This window comes from Bradyrhizobium sp. SZCCHNRI20481, assembly GCF_032485055.1.
Classification (GTDB): Bacteria; Pseudomonadota; Alphaproteobacteria; order Rhizobiales; family Xanthobacteraceae; genus Bradyrhizobium.
Genome location: NZ_JAUEUE010000018.1, coordinates 50,509 through 65,876, shown reverse-complemented (window position 1 = coordinate 65,876; position 15,368 = coordinate 50,509). Strand labels below are relative to the sequence as shown.

14 protein-coding genes are annotated in these 15,368 nt (G+C 66.0%); 9 read left to right on the top strand and 5 right to left on the bottom strand.

The features are described 5' to 3' along the window. Positions 1-67: 67 nt before the first annotated feature. The gene (locus QX132_RS26610; RefSeq protein ID WP_410052894.1) at positions 68-1,084 is read right to left on the bottom strand and encodes a transglycosylase SLT domain-containing protein; all 1,017 of its coding nucleotides are present in this window, start codon (positions 1,082-1,084) and stop codon (positions 68-70) included. 142 nt (positions 1,085-1,226) lie between these two features. On the opposite strand from QX132_RS26610, the gene QX132_RS26605 reads away from it, so the two are divergent. Both QX132_RS26605 and QX132_RS26600 read left to right on the top strand, forming a co-directional pair. After that, positions 1,227-2,162: a glycine reductase gene (locus tag QX132_RS26605; RefSeq protein WP_316163261.1), complete on the top strand. Its 936-nt coding sequence runs from the start codon at positions 1,227-1,229 to the stop codon at positions 2,160-2,162. A 114-nt stretch (positions 2,163-2,276) separates the two neighbouring features. After that, a complete protein-coding gene (locus QX132_RS26600) occupies positions 2,277-2,738 on the top strand; it encodes a PEGA domain-containing protein (RefSeq protein WP_315740324.1) in 462 nt (153 codons plus the stop codon). Positions 2,739-2,753: 15 nt separating this feature from the next. On the opposite strand, the gene QX132_RS26595 is transcribed toward QX132_RS26600, so the two are convergent. Continuing rightward, on the bottom strand, positions 2,754-3,770 hold the full coding sequence (locus QX132_RS26595) for a carbon-nitrogen hydrolase family protein (RefSeq protein WP_316163260.1): 1,017 nt from the start codon (positions 3,768-3,770) through the stop codon (positions 2,754-2,756). A 194-nt stretch (positions 3,771-3,964) separates the two neighbouring features. Between QX132_RS26595 and QX132_RS26590 the strand changes: the two genes are divergently transcribed. After that, positions 3,965-4,921: a helix-turn-helix domain-containing protein gene (locus QX132_RS26590; RefSeq protein ID WP_316163259.1), complete on the top strand. Its 957-nt coding sequence runs from the start codon at positions 3,965-3,967 to the stop codon at positions 4,919-4,921. A gap of 77 nt (positions 4,922-4,998) precedes the next feature. Here QX132_RS26590 and QX132_RS26585 read toward each other — a convergent pair whose 3' ends face one another. Then, entirely contained in the window at positions 4,999-5,883 is an 885-nt protein-coding gene (locus QX132_RS26585; protein WP_315775246.1) for a LysR family transcriptional regulator, read from the bottom strand. A gap of 133 nt (positions 5,884-6,016) precedes the next feature. Here QX132_RS26585 and bla point away from each other — a divergent pair, with 133 nt between their 5' ends. From bla to QX132_RS26560, 5 genes are all read left to right on the top strand, one after another. After that, a complete protein-coding gene (bla, locus tag QX132_RS26580; RefSeq protein WP_410052897.1) occupies positions 6,017-6,877 on the top strand; it encodes a class A beta-lactamase in 861 nt (286 codons plus the stop codon). Positions 6,878-7,018: 141 nt separating this feature from the next. Then, positions 7,019-7,180 carry a hypothetical protein gene (locus QX132_RS26575; RefSeq protein WP_315718376.1) on the top strand — a complete coding sequence of 54 codons (162 nt, stop codon included), beginning with the start codon at positions 7,019-7,021 and terminating at the stop codon, positions 7,178-7,180. Between the two features lie 29 nt (positions 7,181-7,209). Next, complete coding sequence (locus QX132_RS26570) at positions 7,210-7,548, top strand: cytochrome c (protein WP_316163257.1); 339 nt, start codon at positions 7,210-7,212, stop codon at positions 7,546-7,548. 96 nt (positions 7,549-7,644) lie between these two features. After that, positions 7,645-9,075 carry an MFS transporter gene (locus QX132_RS26565; protein ID WP_316163256.1) on the top strand — a complete coding sequence of 477 codons (1,431 nt, stop codon included), beginning with the start codon at positions 7,645-7,647 and terminating at the stop codon, positions 9,073-9,075. 20 nt (positions 9,076-9,095) lie between these two features. Further along, on the top strand, positions 9,096-9,842 hold the full coding sequence (locus QX132_RS26560; RefSeq protein ID WP_316163313.1) for a sulfite exporter TauE/SafE family protein: 747 nt from the start codon (positions 9,096-9,098) through the stop codon (positions 9,840-9,842). 86 nt (positions 9,843-9,928) lie between these two features. Here QX132_RS26560 and clpA read toward each other — a convergent pair whose 3' ends face one another. Both clpA and clpS read right to left on the bottom strand, forming a co-directional pair. Beyond that, entirely contained in the window at positions 9,929-12,316 is a 2,388-nt protein-coding gene (clpA, locus tag QX132_RS26555; RefSeq protein WP_315740331.1) for an ATP-dependent Clp protease ATP-binding subunit ClpA, read from the bottom strand. A 417-nt stretch (positions 12,317-12,733) separates the two neighbouring features. After that, a complete protein-coding gene (gene clpS, locus QX132_RS26550; RefSeq protein WP_006611275.1) occupies positions 12,734-13,066 on the bottom strand; it encodes an ATP-dependent Clp protease adapter ClpS in 333 nt (110 codons plus the stop codon). A 503-nt stretch (positions 13,067-13,569) separates the two neighbouring features. Here clpS and QX132_RS26545 point away from each other — a divergent pair. Next, positions 13,570-15,345 (top strand): pilus assembly protein, encoded by a 1,776-nt coding sequence (locus QX132_RS26545; RefSeq protein WP_315812844.1) that lies wholly within the window; start codon positions 13,570-13,572, stop codon positions 15,343-15,345. Positions 15,346-15,368: the final 23 nt, after the last annotated feature.

Here is a 15,368-nt window from a genome sequence, read left to right as displayed (position 1 = left end):
AGGCGCGCGCGGGTCTGCGTCCGGCGCAGCCATTCCCACCATCCCCACGCGCGGCGCCGCACGAGCTCTATCCGGAGCGATTGCGCAGCACGAAGCAGGCGCCACCGGCTCCGCGGATCCGGCTGCAGAGCGCGTCGGCCTCGGCCCGAGTCTCGGCGCCGATTCGCACCTGGTAGAAGGCGTGGTTGCCGCGCGAGCGCATCACCGACGACAGCAGGCTCGGGTCGCGGTCGCCGATGACCGGGCCAAGCCTCTTGATCGCCCGCGAATACATCGCGAGCGCCTTGTTGCGGTCGAAGCCTGCAGCCAGTTGGACGCCCCATGGTTTCGCGGCCGACAGCGCCACATGCTGCTCGAGCTCCGTGACGAACGGATTCGGCGCGCGCTTCAACATCGCCATCAGCTGACGACACGAGGTCGGCGGCGGGCTCGGCGGCGTCTTGCCGCCGCTGCCGGCGGCCGCCCACTCGTCGATCGTGGCGCCCGTGATGGCCGAAACGTAGTTGCGGGTCTCCCAGGGCATCTGCCCCTTGCCGGTGAGCCAGTCCTGCACCCGGCGCGGCCCCGCATTGTAGGCCGCCGCCGCGAGCCCGAGATTGCCGAACTGATCGCGCAGCTCGGCCAGGAACTGCGCCGACTTCGGCAGCGCCTGAACCGGATCGAACGGATCGAGCAACTGGCGCTGGTTCGCCGTGCCCGGCATGAACTGCGCAATTCCCTGCGCCCGCTGCCCGTTGCGCGTGACCGGCCCGACTGCATCGCTCTGAAAGCGGCTCTCCTGCCAGATCACGCGAGCGAAGAATTCGAGCGGCAGATCATTCGCCTTGGCTGCGGATTCGATCATCAGGCAGATCGCCTCGCGGGTGCCGCTTTCCTTGGACTCCTCGGCCTTGATCTCCGGGCCCTCTGCCGCCGCGTCTGCCGGCTTCGCAGTCTCGTGCGGCGCGTCCTGCTGCGCGCCGTCCTTCGGATCAGCCGGCACGGCAACGTCACGGTCTGAGCCCTGCTCCGCCGCCACGCCGGACAACGGCCCGGTCAGGATCAGGGCAAGGCCGAGACAGGCAATGCGAGCAACCGAAAACATGGAAGGCATCGTGAGCGCGGTGCAATGGTTGGAATTCTGTCGACAGACAAAGCCCAGGACCATGCGGGGTTCCACCGCGCGGCGCCTTGACACAGCGAATGAGCCGGCTAGCAATCCGAAAATCCTGCAGGGAGCGCGACGGATGACCGCACCGACCGACGACAGACTCGGCTTCGCGCCCGAAAGCGATGCGCCCTTGTCCTACATGGCGCGCACGCGCGACTACTATCTCGCGATCGGCTATGACACGCCCTATCGCTGGGCTCACTACACGTCGGCGCCGTTCCATCCCTTGCGCAAGCCGCTCGCGCAGTCGCGCGTCACCGTTGTCACCACGGCCGCGCCGTTCGATCCCGCCAAAGGCGATCAAGGCCCCGGCGCGCCCTACAATGGCGGCGCCAAGTTCTACTCCGTCTATGACGGCGATACGTCGGCGCAGCACGACCTGCGCATTTCCCACATTGCCTATGATCGCGCGCACACCAGCGCCGAGGATCCCGGCACCTGGTTTCCGCTTCCACAGCTCATCAGGCTGGCGCGTGAGGGCCGCATCGGCGCGGTCGGACCGCGCTTCTTCGGCGCGCCGACCAATCGCAGCCAGCGCGTGACGATCGAGACCGATGCGCCGGAGATTCTTGCGCGCTGCCGCACCGACGAGATCGACGCCGTCGTGCTGGTGCCGAACTGTCCGGTGTGCCACCAGACCGTGAGCCTGGTGGCCCGGCATCTCGAAGCGAACGGCATCGCGACCGTCGTCATGGGCTGCGCCAAGGACATCGTCGAGCACGCCGCAGCACCGCGCTTCCTGTTCTCGGATTTTCCGCTCGGCAATTCCGCCGGCAAGCCGCACGACGCGGCCTCACAGGCCTTCACGCTCGAGCTCGCCTTGCGTGTCATCGAGAGTTCACCAGCCGCACGGACGACCGTGCAATCGCCTTTGCAGTGGAGCGACGATCACGGCTGGAAGCGCGACTACAGCAATCCGGCCATGCTCGCGCCGGAAGAGCTGGCGCGGCGGCGCGCCGAATTCGATGCGCAGAAGGCGATCGCGCGGCAGGTTCGTGGAAAGCAGGTGTGAAAGCCACACTCGCGTGAAACTCGCCCGGGAATTTCTTCGGATAATGCTGATTGCGCTTGCCGTCCCGCTCCAGTTGCGCTTGAGTTCCCTCGGGTTTCAAGGGGGCAGTACCAAATGAGAGTTGTAGCGTTCGTAGCGCTGTGCGCCGCGCTGGGAGGTTGCGCGTCCGTAACGCGGGGTACAACCGAGACGATCAGCGTCGCGTCGACGCCGTCCGGGGCTGAGGCCACGATCGCCGGTCTCGAAGCGCCGATGACCTGCACGACGCCCTGCTCGTTCGTCGCCAAGCGCAATGCCGACATCTCCGTCACCATCGAAAAACCGGGCTACGAGACCCAGATCATCCCGTTGACCAAGGACATCCCGGCGACCGGCGCGGCCGGCTTCGCCGGCAACATCTTAGCGGGCGGCCTGATCGGCATGGGTGTGGACGCCGCGACTGGCGCGGCGACCGACCACAAGCCAAACCCGGTGATCGTCACCTTGCAGCCGCGCATGGCGGCGCCGGCAGGCCGTGCGCAGCGGCCGCCGCGGCGGTCGGCCCCGCCGCCGGCACAACCGGAGGCCGGGACCTAGCGCTCGCCAAGCCTGTCAGCCAGCCGCCGATTGCGCCTCGCCGGGCGTGACCGCGTCGACCGGCAGCGCGAAGGCCTCGACCCGGTTGAGCGGCTTCTTGTTGAGCAGCAGCCGGGTCACGTCGGGGCGAGAATAGTGTCCCGCCGGATCGGCGGCGTTCTTGGCGATGCCGATCATGCCGAGATCGATCTCGGCGATCAGCAACCCCTCCTGCTCCGGCGGCAGCTTCTCCGCAAGCGAAGAGCCGTCTGGACCGAAGATCGCGGCGTGGCCGCCGCCGACATGCAGCAGCGCGTGCTTGTCGGGTCGGTCACACAGTTCGTCGATCATCGCCTGCGAGACGGTGGCGCACGGCGCCAGCACGAAGCACGAGCCCTCGACGGCATAGACGCGCGAGGCGGCGTTGTTGACCTCGGCGCCGAGCGCCGGCGCGAACGGATCGTACAGCGAGAAGCTCGGCCAGGCCGCGACATGCACCTGCTCGTTCTGGGCATACATCGCGTATTTCGATAGCGGCTGCAGATGCTCCCAGCAGCACAGCGCACCGATCCGGCCAATGTCAGGCCGGTCGTGCACGGCGAGATCGCTGCCATCGCCCTCGCCATAGACGGTGCGCTCGGCATGGGTCGGCCGCAGCTTGCGGCGCCGGGCGATGGTCTCGCCGTCCGGGCCGATCAGCCATTGCGCGATGTAGAGGCTGCCGCCGTCGCGCTCGGACAGTCCCAGCACGGCCGTGAGCCTGGCCTTGCGCACGGCGGCGCGCAGCGCCTCGGCCTGCGGGCTGTCATAGGCCAGCGAATTGTCGAAATAGCGCTGCACGAAGCCACGGCCGATGCACCAGGCCGGCGAGTCCATCCAGATGTGCCAGGGATAGCCGGGGATGAAGACCTCCGGAAATGCGATCAGCTTGGCACCTTTGTCGGCCGCCTCCTCGATCAGGCCGATGGTCTTCTCGATCGAGGCGTCCAGGTCGAGCCAGGCCGGCGCTGCCTGCACCACCGCAACCTTGTATTTCGGATGTGCCAGTCCCATCTCGCGTCTCCCCTCTTCCGGATCGGCGGCGCCGCGCGCCGCATTCGCAGGGGAGTATTGACCTCGGCGATCATTCGCGCTCGTCTTGGAGGGAACGAAAACTCGACTGCGGCCGCCAGGGAGAGACCAGCCGGCCCAGAACTTGCTGCATTTCCGACGATCCACGCGACACAGAGGCGGAGGGAGACGGAGCGATGCCGGTCCTGTTCACCACGGACGGAAGCCCGGGCCACCGCCGGCTGGCGCTGTGGCAGGACATCGTCTGCGACGTCTATGTCGGCCTCGACTGCACGTCCGATCTCGGCAGCGCATTTCGGGGCTCGGTGACCCACACCGCGTTGGGACGGGCCGTCTGCTCCGAGGTCGCCTCGAACCGGCAGCGCGTGCACCGGACCTCGCAGCGAATCTCTCGGGCGGATGCCGACTTCGTCCTCGTCGCGCTCGGGCGAGAGGGAATCGGCGGCGTCGTTCAGGATGGCCGCGACACCGTGATCCGGCCCGGCGAGTTCGCGATCTACGACCCGACCCGGCCCTATGAGCTGCAGTTCGACGCCGCGTTCAAGCAGATCGTGTTCAAGCTCCCGCGCGAGATGCTGCAGCGCCGGATCGGCCCGACGGAAACCGTGACGGCCATCAGCTTCGGCCCCGATAGCCCGCTCCAGCCGCTCGCCCATGATTTCATCGTCAGGCTCTGCGAACGCGCCGAGCACATCGGCCCCGAGCATGCCGAACCTCTGGCCGACCAGGCTGCCGACCTGCTCGCCATGACCTTGGCCGAGCGGCTTCGCGCACAGCCCCTGCCCGCCTCGAGCCATCGCGCAGCGCTGCTTTATCGCATCAAGGCGCACATCCGCACCCGGCTGCCCGACGCCGACCTCTCACTGCCGGAGATCGCACGCGAGCTCGGGCTATCGGCGCGCTACGTCAACGATCTGTTCTCGGACGAGGAGACGTCGTTCCAGCGCTTCGTGCTGGCTGAGCGGCTCAAGCAGTGCCGGCGCGATCTCGGCTCGCCGATGCTGGCGCATCGTCAGATCAGCGAAATCGCCTTGTCCTGGGGCTTCAACGATCTCTCGCATTTCGGCCGCGTGTTCCGCGAGCAGTTCGGCCTGTCGCCGCGCGAGTGGCGGCGCAGCGCCGTAAAGCGCTGAGCTGGCCGCAACGCGCCCGCCTCACGCGCTCGTGGCGCTGTTCGCGCCCTCGGCTTGTGCGCGGTGGCGATCGGCCGTCAGCGCGGCGGATCAGCGCGCAAGGCATCAACCAGCCAGTCACGAAAGGCACGCATGCCGGACGTCGGTTCTTTCGACTTCAACCAGGTCAGCCAATAAGAACCGGCGGCGACCTCAGCCGCAAACGGCCTGACCAGCCGACCCGTCTCGAGCTCGCAGTTGAACATGGCGATCGGAACCAGGCCAACGCCGACGCCGCGCGCGGCCGCTTCGGCCATCGCGACGGAGCTGTCGAAGATCGGCCCCTGGATCATCGGGCATGGAGCGCCCGCGACTGCAAACCATAATGGCCATTCCTCGGCGCGATACGACCGCAGGAGATTTTCGCCCGCGAGGTCCGACGGCGCGCGCAGACGACTCGCGACATCGGGATGACAGACGGGCGACAGCGGGGCAGACATCAGATGGATGGCCTCAGTGCCGTGCCAGGAGCCGTCGCCGAAGCGAAGCGCGATGTCGAGCCCGTCTCCGGCGATATCGATGCGGTTGTTGTTGGTGAGGAGGCGCAGGTCGATATGGGGGTGCGTATCTCGAAAGCCGTCGAGGCGTTGCAACAGCCATCCCGTTGCAAAGGTGCCGACACAGCCGACGGTCACGACCTCGCGGGTTCCCTTCGCTTCGATGCGATCGATCGCGCCGCTGATGCGACTGAACGCATCGTTGAGGACGGGAAACAGAGCCAGGGCTTCGTCGGTCAACGTGAGGCCACGCGGCAGGCGCCGGAACAGGTGAGCGCCCAACATCTGCTCAAGCTGTTTCACCTGGTGACTGATCGCGGTCTGCGTGACCCTGAGCTCCAAGCCTGCCTTGGTGAAGCTCAGATGCCGGGCGGATGCTTCGAAGGCCCGCAAGGCGTTCAAAGGGAGATGGCTGCGGATGGGCATGATGGCCAAGTTCTGCTCATGGCTCGACGAATAAATGATCGTTTGTCAGTCGTCACCTCGTTCGGCAGGTTCGCGCAGTCACTGGAGAATGAACATGCTGACGAGACGGCATCTGAGTCTTGGAATCCTCGGGATGGTGGCTGCGGCGAGCGGGCTGCCATCACCTGCGGCGAAGGCGGCGGCCGACCGAAGGGCGCATCTGGAAGGGGAACTCGCCCGCATCGAGCGCGAGAGCCTCGGACGGCTCGGCATCGCCGTCCTCGACTCCGAAAGCGGGTTCGAGGCGGGCCTGCGCTCGGCCGAGCGCTTTCCGATGTGCAGCACGTTCAAGTGTCTGGCTTCCGCGGCTGTCCTGAAGCGCGTCGACGCCGGCGAACTGCATCTCGACACGCGCGTCCCGTTCGAGGCGAAGGATCTCGTAACATATTCGCCGGTGACCAAGGAGCACGTCGGCCGCGGCATGACACTCGCCGAGCTCTGCGAAGCTGCGCTCACCCAGAGCGACAACACCGCGGGAAATCTCCTGTTGCGGCAGATCGGCGGTCCTGCGGGTCTGACGCGTTTTGCCCGATCGATCGGCGACGAGATCAGCCGCCTGGACCGCTGGGAAGTTGAGCTCAACGAGGCGCTGGCCGACGACCCTCGCGACACGACCAGTCCGGCCGCCATGCTACAGAACCTGCGCCGCGTGCTCCTTGGCGAGGTCTTGTCGACGAATATGCGCCAGCGATTGACGGACTGGATGATCGCCAACAAGACCGGCGACACTCGGCTTCGCGCCGGTGTGCCGCGTGACTGGCGCGTCGCCGACAAAACGGGCGCTGGGGACCGCGGCACGACCAACGACGTCGGCATTCTCTGGCCCCCGGGCCGCAAACCGGTTCTGGTCACGGCCTATCTGACTGGTTCACAGGCGTCTCCCGAGGATCGCAACGCAACGATCGCGAAAGTCGCGCGGGCGGTTGCAGACGTCGTGATGGGACAGGCTGGGTAGTTCGAGCATCCGGCTTCCGAGCCCCTCCGGAAGCCGGACATCAGACCCAAGATGTTCGCCATGGCGGCGCAACGATTGGGCAGGCTAAGCTGCGGCCGGCCCACGTCATCGGAATGTGCGGCCGCTGCCGGGATCGATCCGATGCGCCGCTTTGCCATGAAGGCCCTGTTCTCCCTGCTGACCTTGCAGCGGGACGACGAGACACAGCTGCGCTGGGACCGGATCGTCCTGATCGGCTCGACCCTGGTGACGATCGGGCTGATCGCCCTATATGCCTATAGCAAGGCCGAGGGCCGCTGGTAGCCGGGCGCAAGACACGCGAGAACGAGTTCATGAGACGACGAATGGGGTTCGCCTGCCTGCTGCTGGCGTTCGCGTCGACCGCCAGCCATGCGCTGGACAGCGAGCAGAAGCGTGGAAAAGCGCTCTTGCAAAGCCTTTGCAGCCGATGCCATGCGGTAGGTCTCACAGGCGCCAGCCGGCACCCCGACGCGCCCCCGTTCAGGACCTTCGGTGACAGCAAGCTCTACGACGAGGATTTTGCCCAGCGGCTGCAGACCGGCCTGTCGACCATTCACAAGGACATGCCGAGCTTCCAGTTCGAGCGGCCCGAGGCGGAAGCCGCGGTCAATTATCTCAGGACCATTCAGGCCCGCCCCAAACGGCGGTGACGCGGCGGCGCGGTCCGCCGGCGTGGAACGGGGCTTGTGCGGCGCGGTTGCCCGTTCCCGTCCATTGCCCGCGGCCCGGCTGCGGCCGGAGCCCGCATGAACACGCCGACGACCACGGGTCTGCACGCCGACGGACTGCCGCTGCCGCAGCGCACCTGGGCGATCGTGACGATCGCCCTCGGCATCGTGCTGGCCGTGATCGACGGCGCGATCGCCAATGTGGCGCTGCCGACGATCGCCCGCGACCTCAATGCGAGCCCTGCTTTTTCGATCTGGATCGTCAACGGCTATCAGCTCGCGGTCACGATCTCGCTGCTGCCGCTGGCCTCGCTCGGCGAGATCATCGGCTATCGGCGGGTCTATCTCGCCGGCCTCGTGCTGTTCACGGCTGCCTCCGCCTTCTGTGCGCTGGCCGACAGCCTGCTGCTGCTGACGCTCGCGCGCATCCTGCAGGGCTTTGGCGCCGCCGGCATCCTCAGCGTCAACTCGGCGCTGGTGCGTTTCACCTATCCGCACGCTCTGCTCGGCCGCGGCATCGGCATCAATGCGATGGTGGTCGCGGTCTCCGCCGCGCTCGGTCCGACCATCGCCGCCGGCATCCTCGCCGTCGGCAACTGGCCGTGGCTGTTCGCGATCAACGTGCCGCTCGGCATCGTCACCTTCGTCTTCGGCTTCCGCTACCTGCCGCATACGCCGCGCGCGCCGCACATGTTCGATTGGCAGAGCGCGGCGCTGAGCGCGGTCGCTTTCGGCTTCCTGATCGCCGCCGTGGACAGCCTCGGCCATGGCGAGGCGCTGGTGACCTGCGCGATCGAGTTCGTCGTCGCCATCACGGCCGGCGTGTGGCTGGTCTGGCGCCAGACCCACATGGCCTCGCCGCTGCTGCCGCTCGACCTGCTGCGCATTCCAGTGTTCGCGCTGTCGATCGCGACCTCGATCTCGTCGTTCTGCGGACAGATGCTCGCCTTCGTCGCGATCCCCTTCTATCTCGAAAGCCATTTCGGCTATTCGCCGGTGCAGATGGGCCTGCTGATCACACCGTGGCCGATCGCGGTCGGCCTGACGGCACCGATTGCGGGGCGTCTGGTCGAGCGCGTGCCAGCCGGGCTGCTCGGCGGCATCGGTCTCGTCATCTTCGCGTGCGGGCTCGGTGCGCTCGGCCTGCTGCCGCGCGAGCCGTCGGCATGGGATATCGTCTGGCGCATGGCGCTGGCCGGCTGCGGCTTCGGCCTGTTCCAGACGCCGAACAACCGTACCATGATCGCCGCTGCGCCACGCGAGCGCGCCGGCGGCGCCAGCGGCATGCTCGGCACGGCGCGCCTGCTCGGCCAGACCACGGGTGCGGCGCTGGTCGCGATGTTTCTCGCGATCGATTCGACCGACGGCACGCGGCTGTCGCTCTTGACCGGGGTCGGTTTCGCGCTGGTCGGCGCGTTCCTGAGCATGCTCAGGCTGTCGCCGGCCGGCGCCCGCGGCGCCGAGCGCGTCCGCGTCCAAGACGGCCAGCGGTTGAAGGGCGAGCAGTGACAGCGGCGACGGACTGGACGATGCTGGCCCTGCTCGCCCTCGCCGCCTTCGGCTCGGGCATCGTCAATGCGCTGGCCGGCGGCGGCGCGTTCCTGACCTTCCCGACCTTGCTCGCCGCCGGCATTCCCGCGATTGACGCCAACGCCTCCAGCACCGTCGCGCTCTGCCCCGGGCAGTTCGTCAGCGCTTGGGCCTCCCGTGAGATCTTGAACGACGCAAAGGCGCCCTGGCGCCACGACCTCGTGCGACTGTCGATCATCAGCCTGATCGGCGGCACGCTCGGCGCCGTGCTGCTCCTGGTCACACCGTCGGCCGCCTTCAGCCGGCTGGTGCCCTGGCTGTTGCTGTTCGCCACGAGCGTGTTCGCATTCGGCATGCGCTTCACGCCGAAGGACGGCACGCGCTGGTTCGGGCCGCTGACCATCCAGGCGGTGCAGTTCGTGATCGCGATCTATGGCGGCTATTTCGGCGGCGGCATCGGCATCCTGATGCTGGCGGCGCTGGTGTTCTACGGCATGCGCGACATCCGCGCCATGAACGGCATGAAGGTGCTGCTCGCTGCGCTCATGAATATGACGGCCTCCGCCATCTTTGCGTTCTCGGGCCGCGTGCATTGGCTGGAGACGCTGACGATGATGGGGGCTGCCATGGTCGGCGGCTTCGTCGGCGCGCGGCTTGGCCAGATCATCCCGCCGGCCCATGTGCGCCGCTTCATCATCGCCGTCGGCTGCGGCCTGACGGTGTATTTCTTCGTCAAGCCGGCCTGAGCCGCAAGTCGCATCAAAGAACCTTGCGTCAAGGAAAAAAGCCGGCGCGATGGCCGGCCTTTCGTAGTCATCTCGTAGCGTCAGGCTTACGCCTTGACCAGCGGTCCCTTCGGCGCCGGCCCCTTCGAGCCACCGCCGGACTTCGGCTTGCGCTTGCGCGCGGCCGGAACTTCGGACTTCGGCGTGACCGGGCCCTCGACGAACTCGAAGCCGATCTTCTCCTCGACGCCGGATTCGTCCTTGACGAGGACGACACGGACGTGCCCGCCGCCCTTCAGCTTGCCGAACAGCACCTCGTCGGCCAGCGGCTTCTTGATGTGCTCCTGGATCACGCGGCCCATCGGCCGTGCGCCCATCTGCTCGTCATAGCCGTGCTGGATCAACCAGCTCTTGGCCGGCTCCGACAGCTCGATCGTGACGTCGCGGTCGGCGAGCTGGGCCTCGAGCTGCAGCACGAACTTCTCGACCACCATGCCGATCACCTCGACGTTGAGGTGCGCGAACGAGACGATGGAGTCGAGCCGGTTGCGGAATTCCGGCGCGAACTGCCGGTTGATCGCCTCGTGGTCGTCACCTTCCCGCTTCGAGCGATGGAAGCCGAACGCCTGCTTGGCCATGTCGGCCGCACCTGCATTCGTGGTCATGATCAGGATCACGTTGCGGAAGTTGACCTGCTTGCCGTTGTGGTCAGTGAGCCGGCCGTGATCCATGATCTGCAGCAGCACATTGTAGAGATCCGGATGCGCCTTCTCGATCTCGTCCAGCAGCACCACGCAATGCGGATGCTGGTCGACGCCGTCGGTCAAGAGGCCGCCCTGGTCGAAGCCGACATAGCCGGGAGGCGCGCCGATCAGGCGCGACACCGTGTGCCGCTCCATGTACTCCGACATGTCGAAGCGCAGCAGCTCGACGCCCAGGGTCGACGCCAGCTGCTTGGCGACCTCGGTCTTGCCGACGCCGGTCGGACCCGAGAACAGATAGCAGCCGATCGGCTTCTCCGGCTCGCGCAGGCCGGCACGGGCCAGCTTGATCGAGGCCGACAGTGAATCGATCGCCTTGTCCTGGCCGAACACCACGCGCTTCAGGGTCTGCTCGAGATGCTTGAGCACCTCGGCATCGTCCTTCGACACGCTCTTCGGCGGGATCCGCGCCATCGTGGCGATCGTGGTCTCGATCTCCTTGATGCCGATCGTCTTCTTGCGCTTGTTCTCGGCCAGCAGCATCTGCGCCGCGCCGGATTCGTCGATCACGTCGATCGCCTTGTCCGGCAGCTTGCGGTCATGGATGTAGCGCGACGACAGCTGCACCGCGGCCTCGATGGCCTCGTTGGTGTATTTCAGCCGGTGATAGTCCTCGAAATACGGCTTCAGGCCCTTCAGGATCGCGATCGCATCTTCGACCGACGGCTCGTTGACGTCGATCTTCTGGAACCGGCGCACCAGCGCGCGGTCCTTCTCGAAGTGCTGGCGGTACTCCTTGTAGGTCGTCGAGCCCATGCAGCGGATCGAGCCCGAGGCCAGCGCCGGCTTGAGCAGGTTGGACGCATCCATGGCGCCGCCCGACGTCGCACCCGCACCGATCACGGTGTGGATCTCGTCGATGAACAGGATCGCGTTCGGATGCGCCTCAAGCTCCTTGAGGACCTGCTTCAGGCGCTCCTCGAAGTCGCCGCGATAACGCGTGCCCGCGAGCAAGGTGCCCATGTCGAGCGAGAACACGGTCGCCGCCGCCAGCACCTCGGGCACTTCGCTGTCGACGATGCGCTTGGCCAAGCCTTCGGCGATCGCGGTCTTGCCGACGCCGGCTTCGCCGACGAACAGCGGGTTGTTCTTCTGGCGCCGGCACAGCACCTGGATGGCGCGGTTGATCTCGGAGTTGCGGCCGATCACCGGATCGATCTTGCCGTCCCGCGCTTTCTTGTTGAGATTGACGCAATAGGTTTCCAGCGCCTCGCCCTTTTTCTTGGAGTCCTCACTGCCCTTGGTCTCGGTCTCTTCGTCGACGCCGCGCACGGGGCGGGCCTCGGACACGCCGGGCCGCTTGGCGATGCCGTGGCTGATGTAGTTGACGGCGTCGTAACGCGTCATGTCCTGCTCCTGCAGGAAATACGCGGCGTGGCTCTCACGCTCGGCGAAGATCGCGATCAGCACGTTGGCGCCGGTCACCTCTTCGCGGCCCGACGACTGAACGTGGATCACGGCGCGCTGGATCACGCGCTGGAAACCTGCGGTCGGCTTGGCGTCGTCGCTGCCGTCCGTGACCAGATTTTCGAACTCGGTTTCGAGGTAGTTCACGAGACTGCCGCGCAGCTTGTCGAGGTCGACGCTGCATGCGCGCATCACGGCCGCTGCATCGGAGTCATCGATCAAGGACAGAAGGAGGTGTTCCAGTGTCGCGTATTGATGATGACGCTCGTTGGCGATTGCCAGCGCACGATGCAGGGATTGTTCAAGGCTTTGAGAAAAAGTCGGCATGCGCGTCCTCTGTGGCCCCTTGCCATCATGATCGCCGCCGCCCGGTCAGGCAACAACAACCTTCGTCAAATATAGTTATAACCGAGTGCGACAAAAGACCGGCCGAGCCGCTCGATTACGGGTTCACCGGATCGTCAATGCAAAACCCGTTCCGATTGCGGCAAATCGGGCTTGCGACAACCGAACGGCGCAGGCGGCCCAGCGCGGAGCGATAGGGACCGGAGCGGCCGTAATTCCTCGGGCGAAACGTGAAACCTGCCCGGATTGCGCCGACCTCGTCTGCAGCAATTTGCATCTGCGGCGACTTGCGATTCCGATTCGCCACCGCCACTTCTCCGGCGCGCCCGAGCAGCCGGAGCCCCCGGCCTCTGGCTCGCTATTGCACGCGTCGGCGGCTCTCTTCGCGGAGGGAGCCGGCTATTTCTTCTCCATCACACACTGCAACGGATGCTGGTGCTTGCGGGCGAAGTCCATCACCTGCGTCACCTTGGTCTCGGCGATCTCGTAGGTGAAGACGCCGCACTCCCCGATGCCGTGGTGGTGCACGTGGAGCATGATCTTGGTCGCGGCCTCGACGTCCTTGTTGAAGAACTTCTCCAGGACGTGAACGACGAACTCCATCGGCGTGTAATCGTCGTTCAGGATCAGGACGCGGTAGAGGTTGGGGCGCTTGGTCTTCGGCTTGACCTTGGTGATCACGGACGTTGCCGGGCCACCGGTGCCACCGGACTTGTTGTCGTTATTGCTCATCCTGGGCGCGGATCGGTTCAATCTGGAAGTTGGCTGCGACATCTTGCACGCGTTAGATATGGCTGCGAGGCCCCCAATAAAGAGTTTCCCTTGGAGGGTCGCTCAACTTGGAGGGTTGCTCAATAAGGGTTGCCCCGACCTGTCCCCTGTCGGGCCGCTTTCCGCCACCCGGTCCTGCTTTCCAGATCGCCTGTCCCAGCCGACCGGTCCGGTCGGACCGACGCCAGGAATATGGGTCAGCGACCGGTTTGCCGCAAGCGCAGGCCCAGGACGGACCGACGCTCCGGCAGGACCGATTCCCTGCCCCGGCGATGAGGTGCAAGGTTAATCAAACCGGCCGCATTTTACAAAGCCCATTCAGCGGGCATTGACAGGGAACCAGCTCGGTTGCGGGCGCGGCGCCACGCTGCGGGCATTGGCCCGGTGTTTCGCGGTTTCGATTTACCCGTCCTTGACGAAGCCGAACCGAAAACACCTGCAGAAAACCATAATTGGTGAGCGACATGACCGATGTCTCCTTCATTCGACTCTGCCGCCGCGCCGCCCGACGGTTCGCCTGCGACCGCGGTGGCAACATCTCCGTGCTGTTCGCCATCTCGCTCGTCCCTATCCTGGCCTTCGTCGGCGCAGGCGTCGACTACAGCCGGCTGAACGCCGCGCGGTCGTCGATGCAGGCCGCGCTCGACTCCACCTCGCTGATGCTGTCGCGCGACCTGGCGCAGGGCACCATCAGCGCAGCCGACGTCGGAACCAAGGCAAGCGCCTATTTCAAGGCGCTCTACACCAGCACGGACGCGCAGAACGTCACCGTGACGGCCAGCTATACCTCCTCGACCAGCTCATCGGCCTCCAACATCCAATTGTCGGCCTCCGGTCAGATCGTCACCCAGTTCATGAAGATCGCCGGCTTTCCGACCATGGACTTCGGCGTCAAAACGACATCGACCTGGGGCGACGTGAAGATGCGGGTGGCGCTCGCGCTCGACAATACCGGCTCGATGGCGTCCAGCGGCAAGATGTCCGCGCTGCAGAACGCCGTGGCCGGCAGCGGCGGGCTGATCGACCAGCTCAGCGCCCTCGCCAAGACCCCGGGCGACGTCTACATCTCGGTCGTTCCATTCGCCAAGGTCGTGAACGTCGGCGCCAGCAACTACGCCAAGGACTGGATCGACTGGACCGACTGGCAGAATCCGCCCACGATCCAGCCCGCCAACGGCTCCTATCAGGCCGCAATCCCGAACGGCAGTTTCACGCAATCCCAATGGGACATGGTGGGACCGGGATCTTCCTGTCCGTTCAGGTCCGGCAACGGCTTCCCCTACTTCTCCTGCACCAGCGGCCCGGCGACCGGCAGCTCCAGCGCCTCCAAGATCCCGTCGAGCGGGACCTACAACGGGTACATCTGCCCGGGCTACGACTCCGCCTCGCACAGCTACTACAACGGCTGCTGGGACAGCGTGCAGACCAGCACGCGGGTGAACTGGTGCACCGGCAGCTACTGCAGCTGCCCGACCAGCGGCAGCAATCTTCCGAACAACACGTGCAGTTGCACGGGAAGCGGATCCAGCACGGTGTGCAAGGTCAACACCTTCACGCACACCTGGATCGCCAACACCAAGAGCACCTGGACCGGCTGCGTCGCCGACCGCACCCAGCCCAACGACGCGAATGCCGTGTCGCCCGCGACCTCAGACGTGACGACGCTGTTCCCGGCCAACCAGCACATGGAGAACAGCACCCAGTACTGCAACAGCACGGCCTCGACCAAGCTCGCGGAGATCGTGCCGCTCAGCTACAATTGGAGCTCGCTGAAGAGCGCCGTCAACGCCATGCAGCCCACCGGCGGCACCAATCAGGCGATCGGACTTGCCTGGGCCGTACAGTCGCTGATTCCGAACGGCGTGCTGGCCGCGCCGGCGGAGGACGTCAACACCACCTATAATCGCGTCATCATCCTGCTGTCGGACGGCCTGAACACCGAGGACCGCTGGCCCGAATACGGCAACGGCTCGTCGCAAGCCTCGGGCAACCCGATCGACGCGCGCCAGGCCCTGCTCTGCTCGAACCTGAAGAACACCAAGGATTCGAAGGGCAACGCGATGTACACGATCTACACGATCCAGGTGAACACGAGCTCGCCCGCCGATCCGACCTCGGCCGTGCTGCAGAACTGCGCCAGCAGTCCCGACAAGTTCTACATGCTGACGAGTTCGAGCCAGATCGTGACCACGTTCAACTCGATCGGCACCGCATTGTCGAAGCTGCGGGTTGCCAAATAACAGAAGCGCCGGGCACCGACAGC

Bases quoted from the DNA above. Each gene is read 5' to 3' on its own strand.
- QX132_RS26590 (WP_316163259.1), top strand. From the start codon at position 3,965: ATGCCGGTCCTGTTCACCACGGACGGAAGCCCGGGCCACCGCCGGCTG.
- QX132_RS26565 (WP_316163256.1), top strand. From the start codon at position 7,645: ATGAACACGCCGACGACCACGGGTCTGCACGCCGACGGACTGCCGCTG.
- QX132_RS26560 (WP_316163313.1), top strand. From the start codon at position 9,096: ATGCTGGCCCTGCTCGCCCTCGCCGCCTTCGGCTCGGGCATCGTCAAT.
- clpS (WP_006611275.1), bottom strand. From the start codon at position 13,066: ATGAGCAATAACGACAACAAGTCCGGTGGCACCGGTGGCCCGGCAACG.
- clpA (WP_315740331.1), bottom strand. From the start codon at position 12,316: ATGCCGACTTTTTCTCAAAGCCTTGAACAATCCCTGCATCGTGCGCTG.
- QX132_RS26570 (WP_316163257.1), top strand. From the start codon at position 7,210: ATGAGACGACGAATGGGGTTCGCCTGCCTGCTGCTGGCGTTCGCGTCG.
- QX132_RS26575 (WP_315718376.1), top strand. From the start codon at position 7,019: ATGCGCCGCTTTGCCATGAAGGCCCTGTTCTCCCTGCTGACCTTGCAG.
- QX132_RS26545 (WP_315812844.1), top strand. From the start codon at position 13,570: ATGACCGATGTCTCCTTCATTCGACTCTGCCGCCGCGCCGCCCGACGG.
- bla (WP_410052897.1), top strand. From the start codon at position 6,017: ATGGTGGCTGCGGCGAGCGGGCTGCCATCACCTGCGGCGAAGGCGGCG.
- QX132_RS26610 (WP_410052894.1), bottom strand. From the start codon at position 1,084: ATGTTTTCGGTTGCTCGCATTGCCTGTCTCGGCCTTGCCCTGATCCTG.
- QX132_RS26585 (WP_315775246.1), bottom strand. From the start codon at position 5,883: ATGCCCATCCGCAGCCATCTCCCTTTGAACGCCTTGCGGGCCTTCGAA.
- QX132_RS26595 (WP_316163260.1), bottom strand. From the start codon at position 3,770: ATGGGACTGGCACATCCGAAATACAAGGTTGCGGTGGTGCAGGCAGCG.
- QX132_RS26600 (WP_315740324.1), top strand. From the start codon at position 2,277: ATGAGAGTTGTAGCGTTCGTAGCGCTGTGCGCCGCGCTGGGAGGTTGC.
- QX132_RS26605 (WP_316163261.1), top strand. From the start codon at position 1,227: ATGACCGCACCGACCGACGACAGACTCGGCTTCGCGCCCGAAAGCGAT.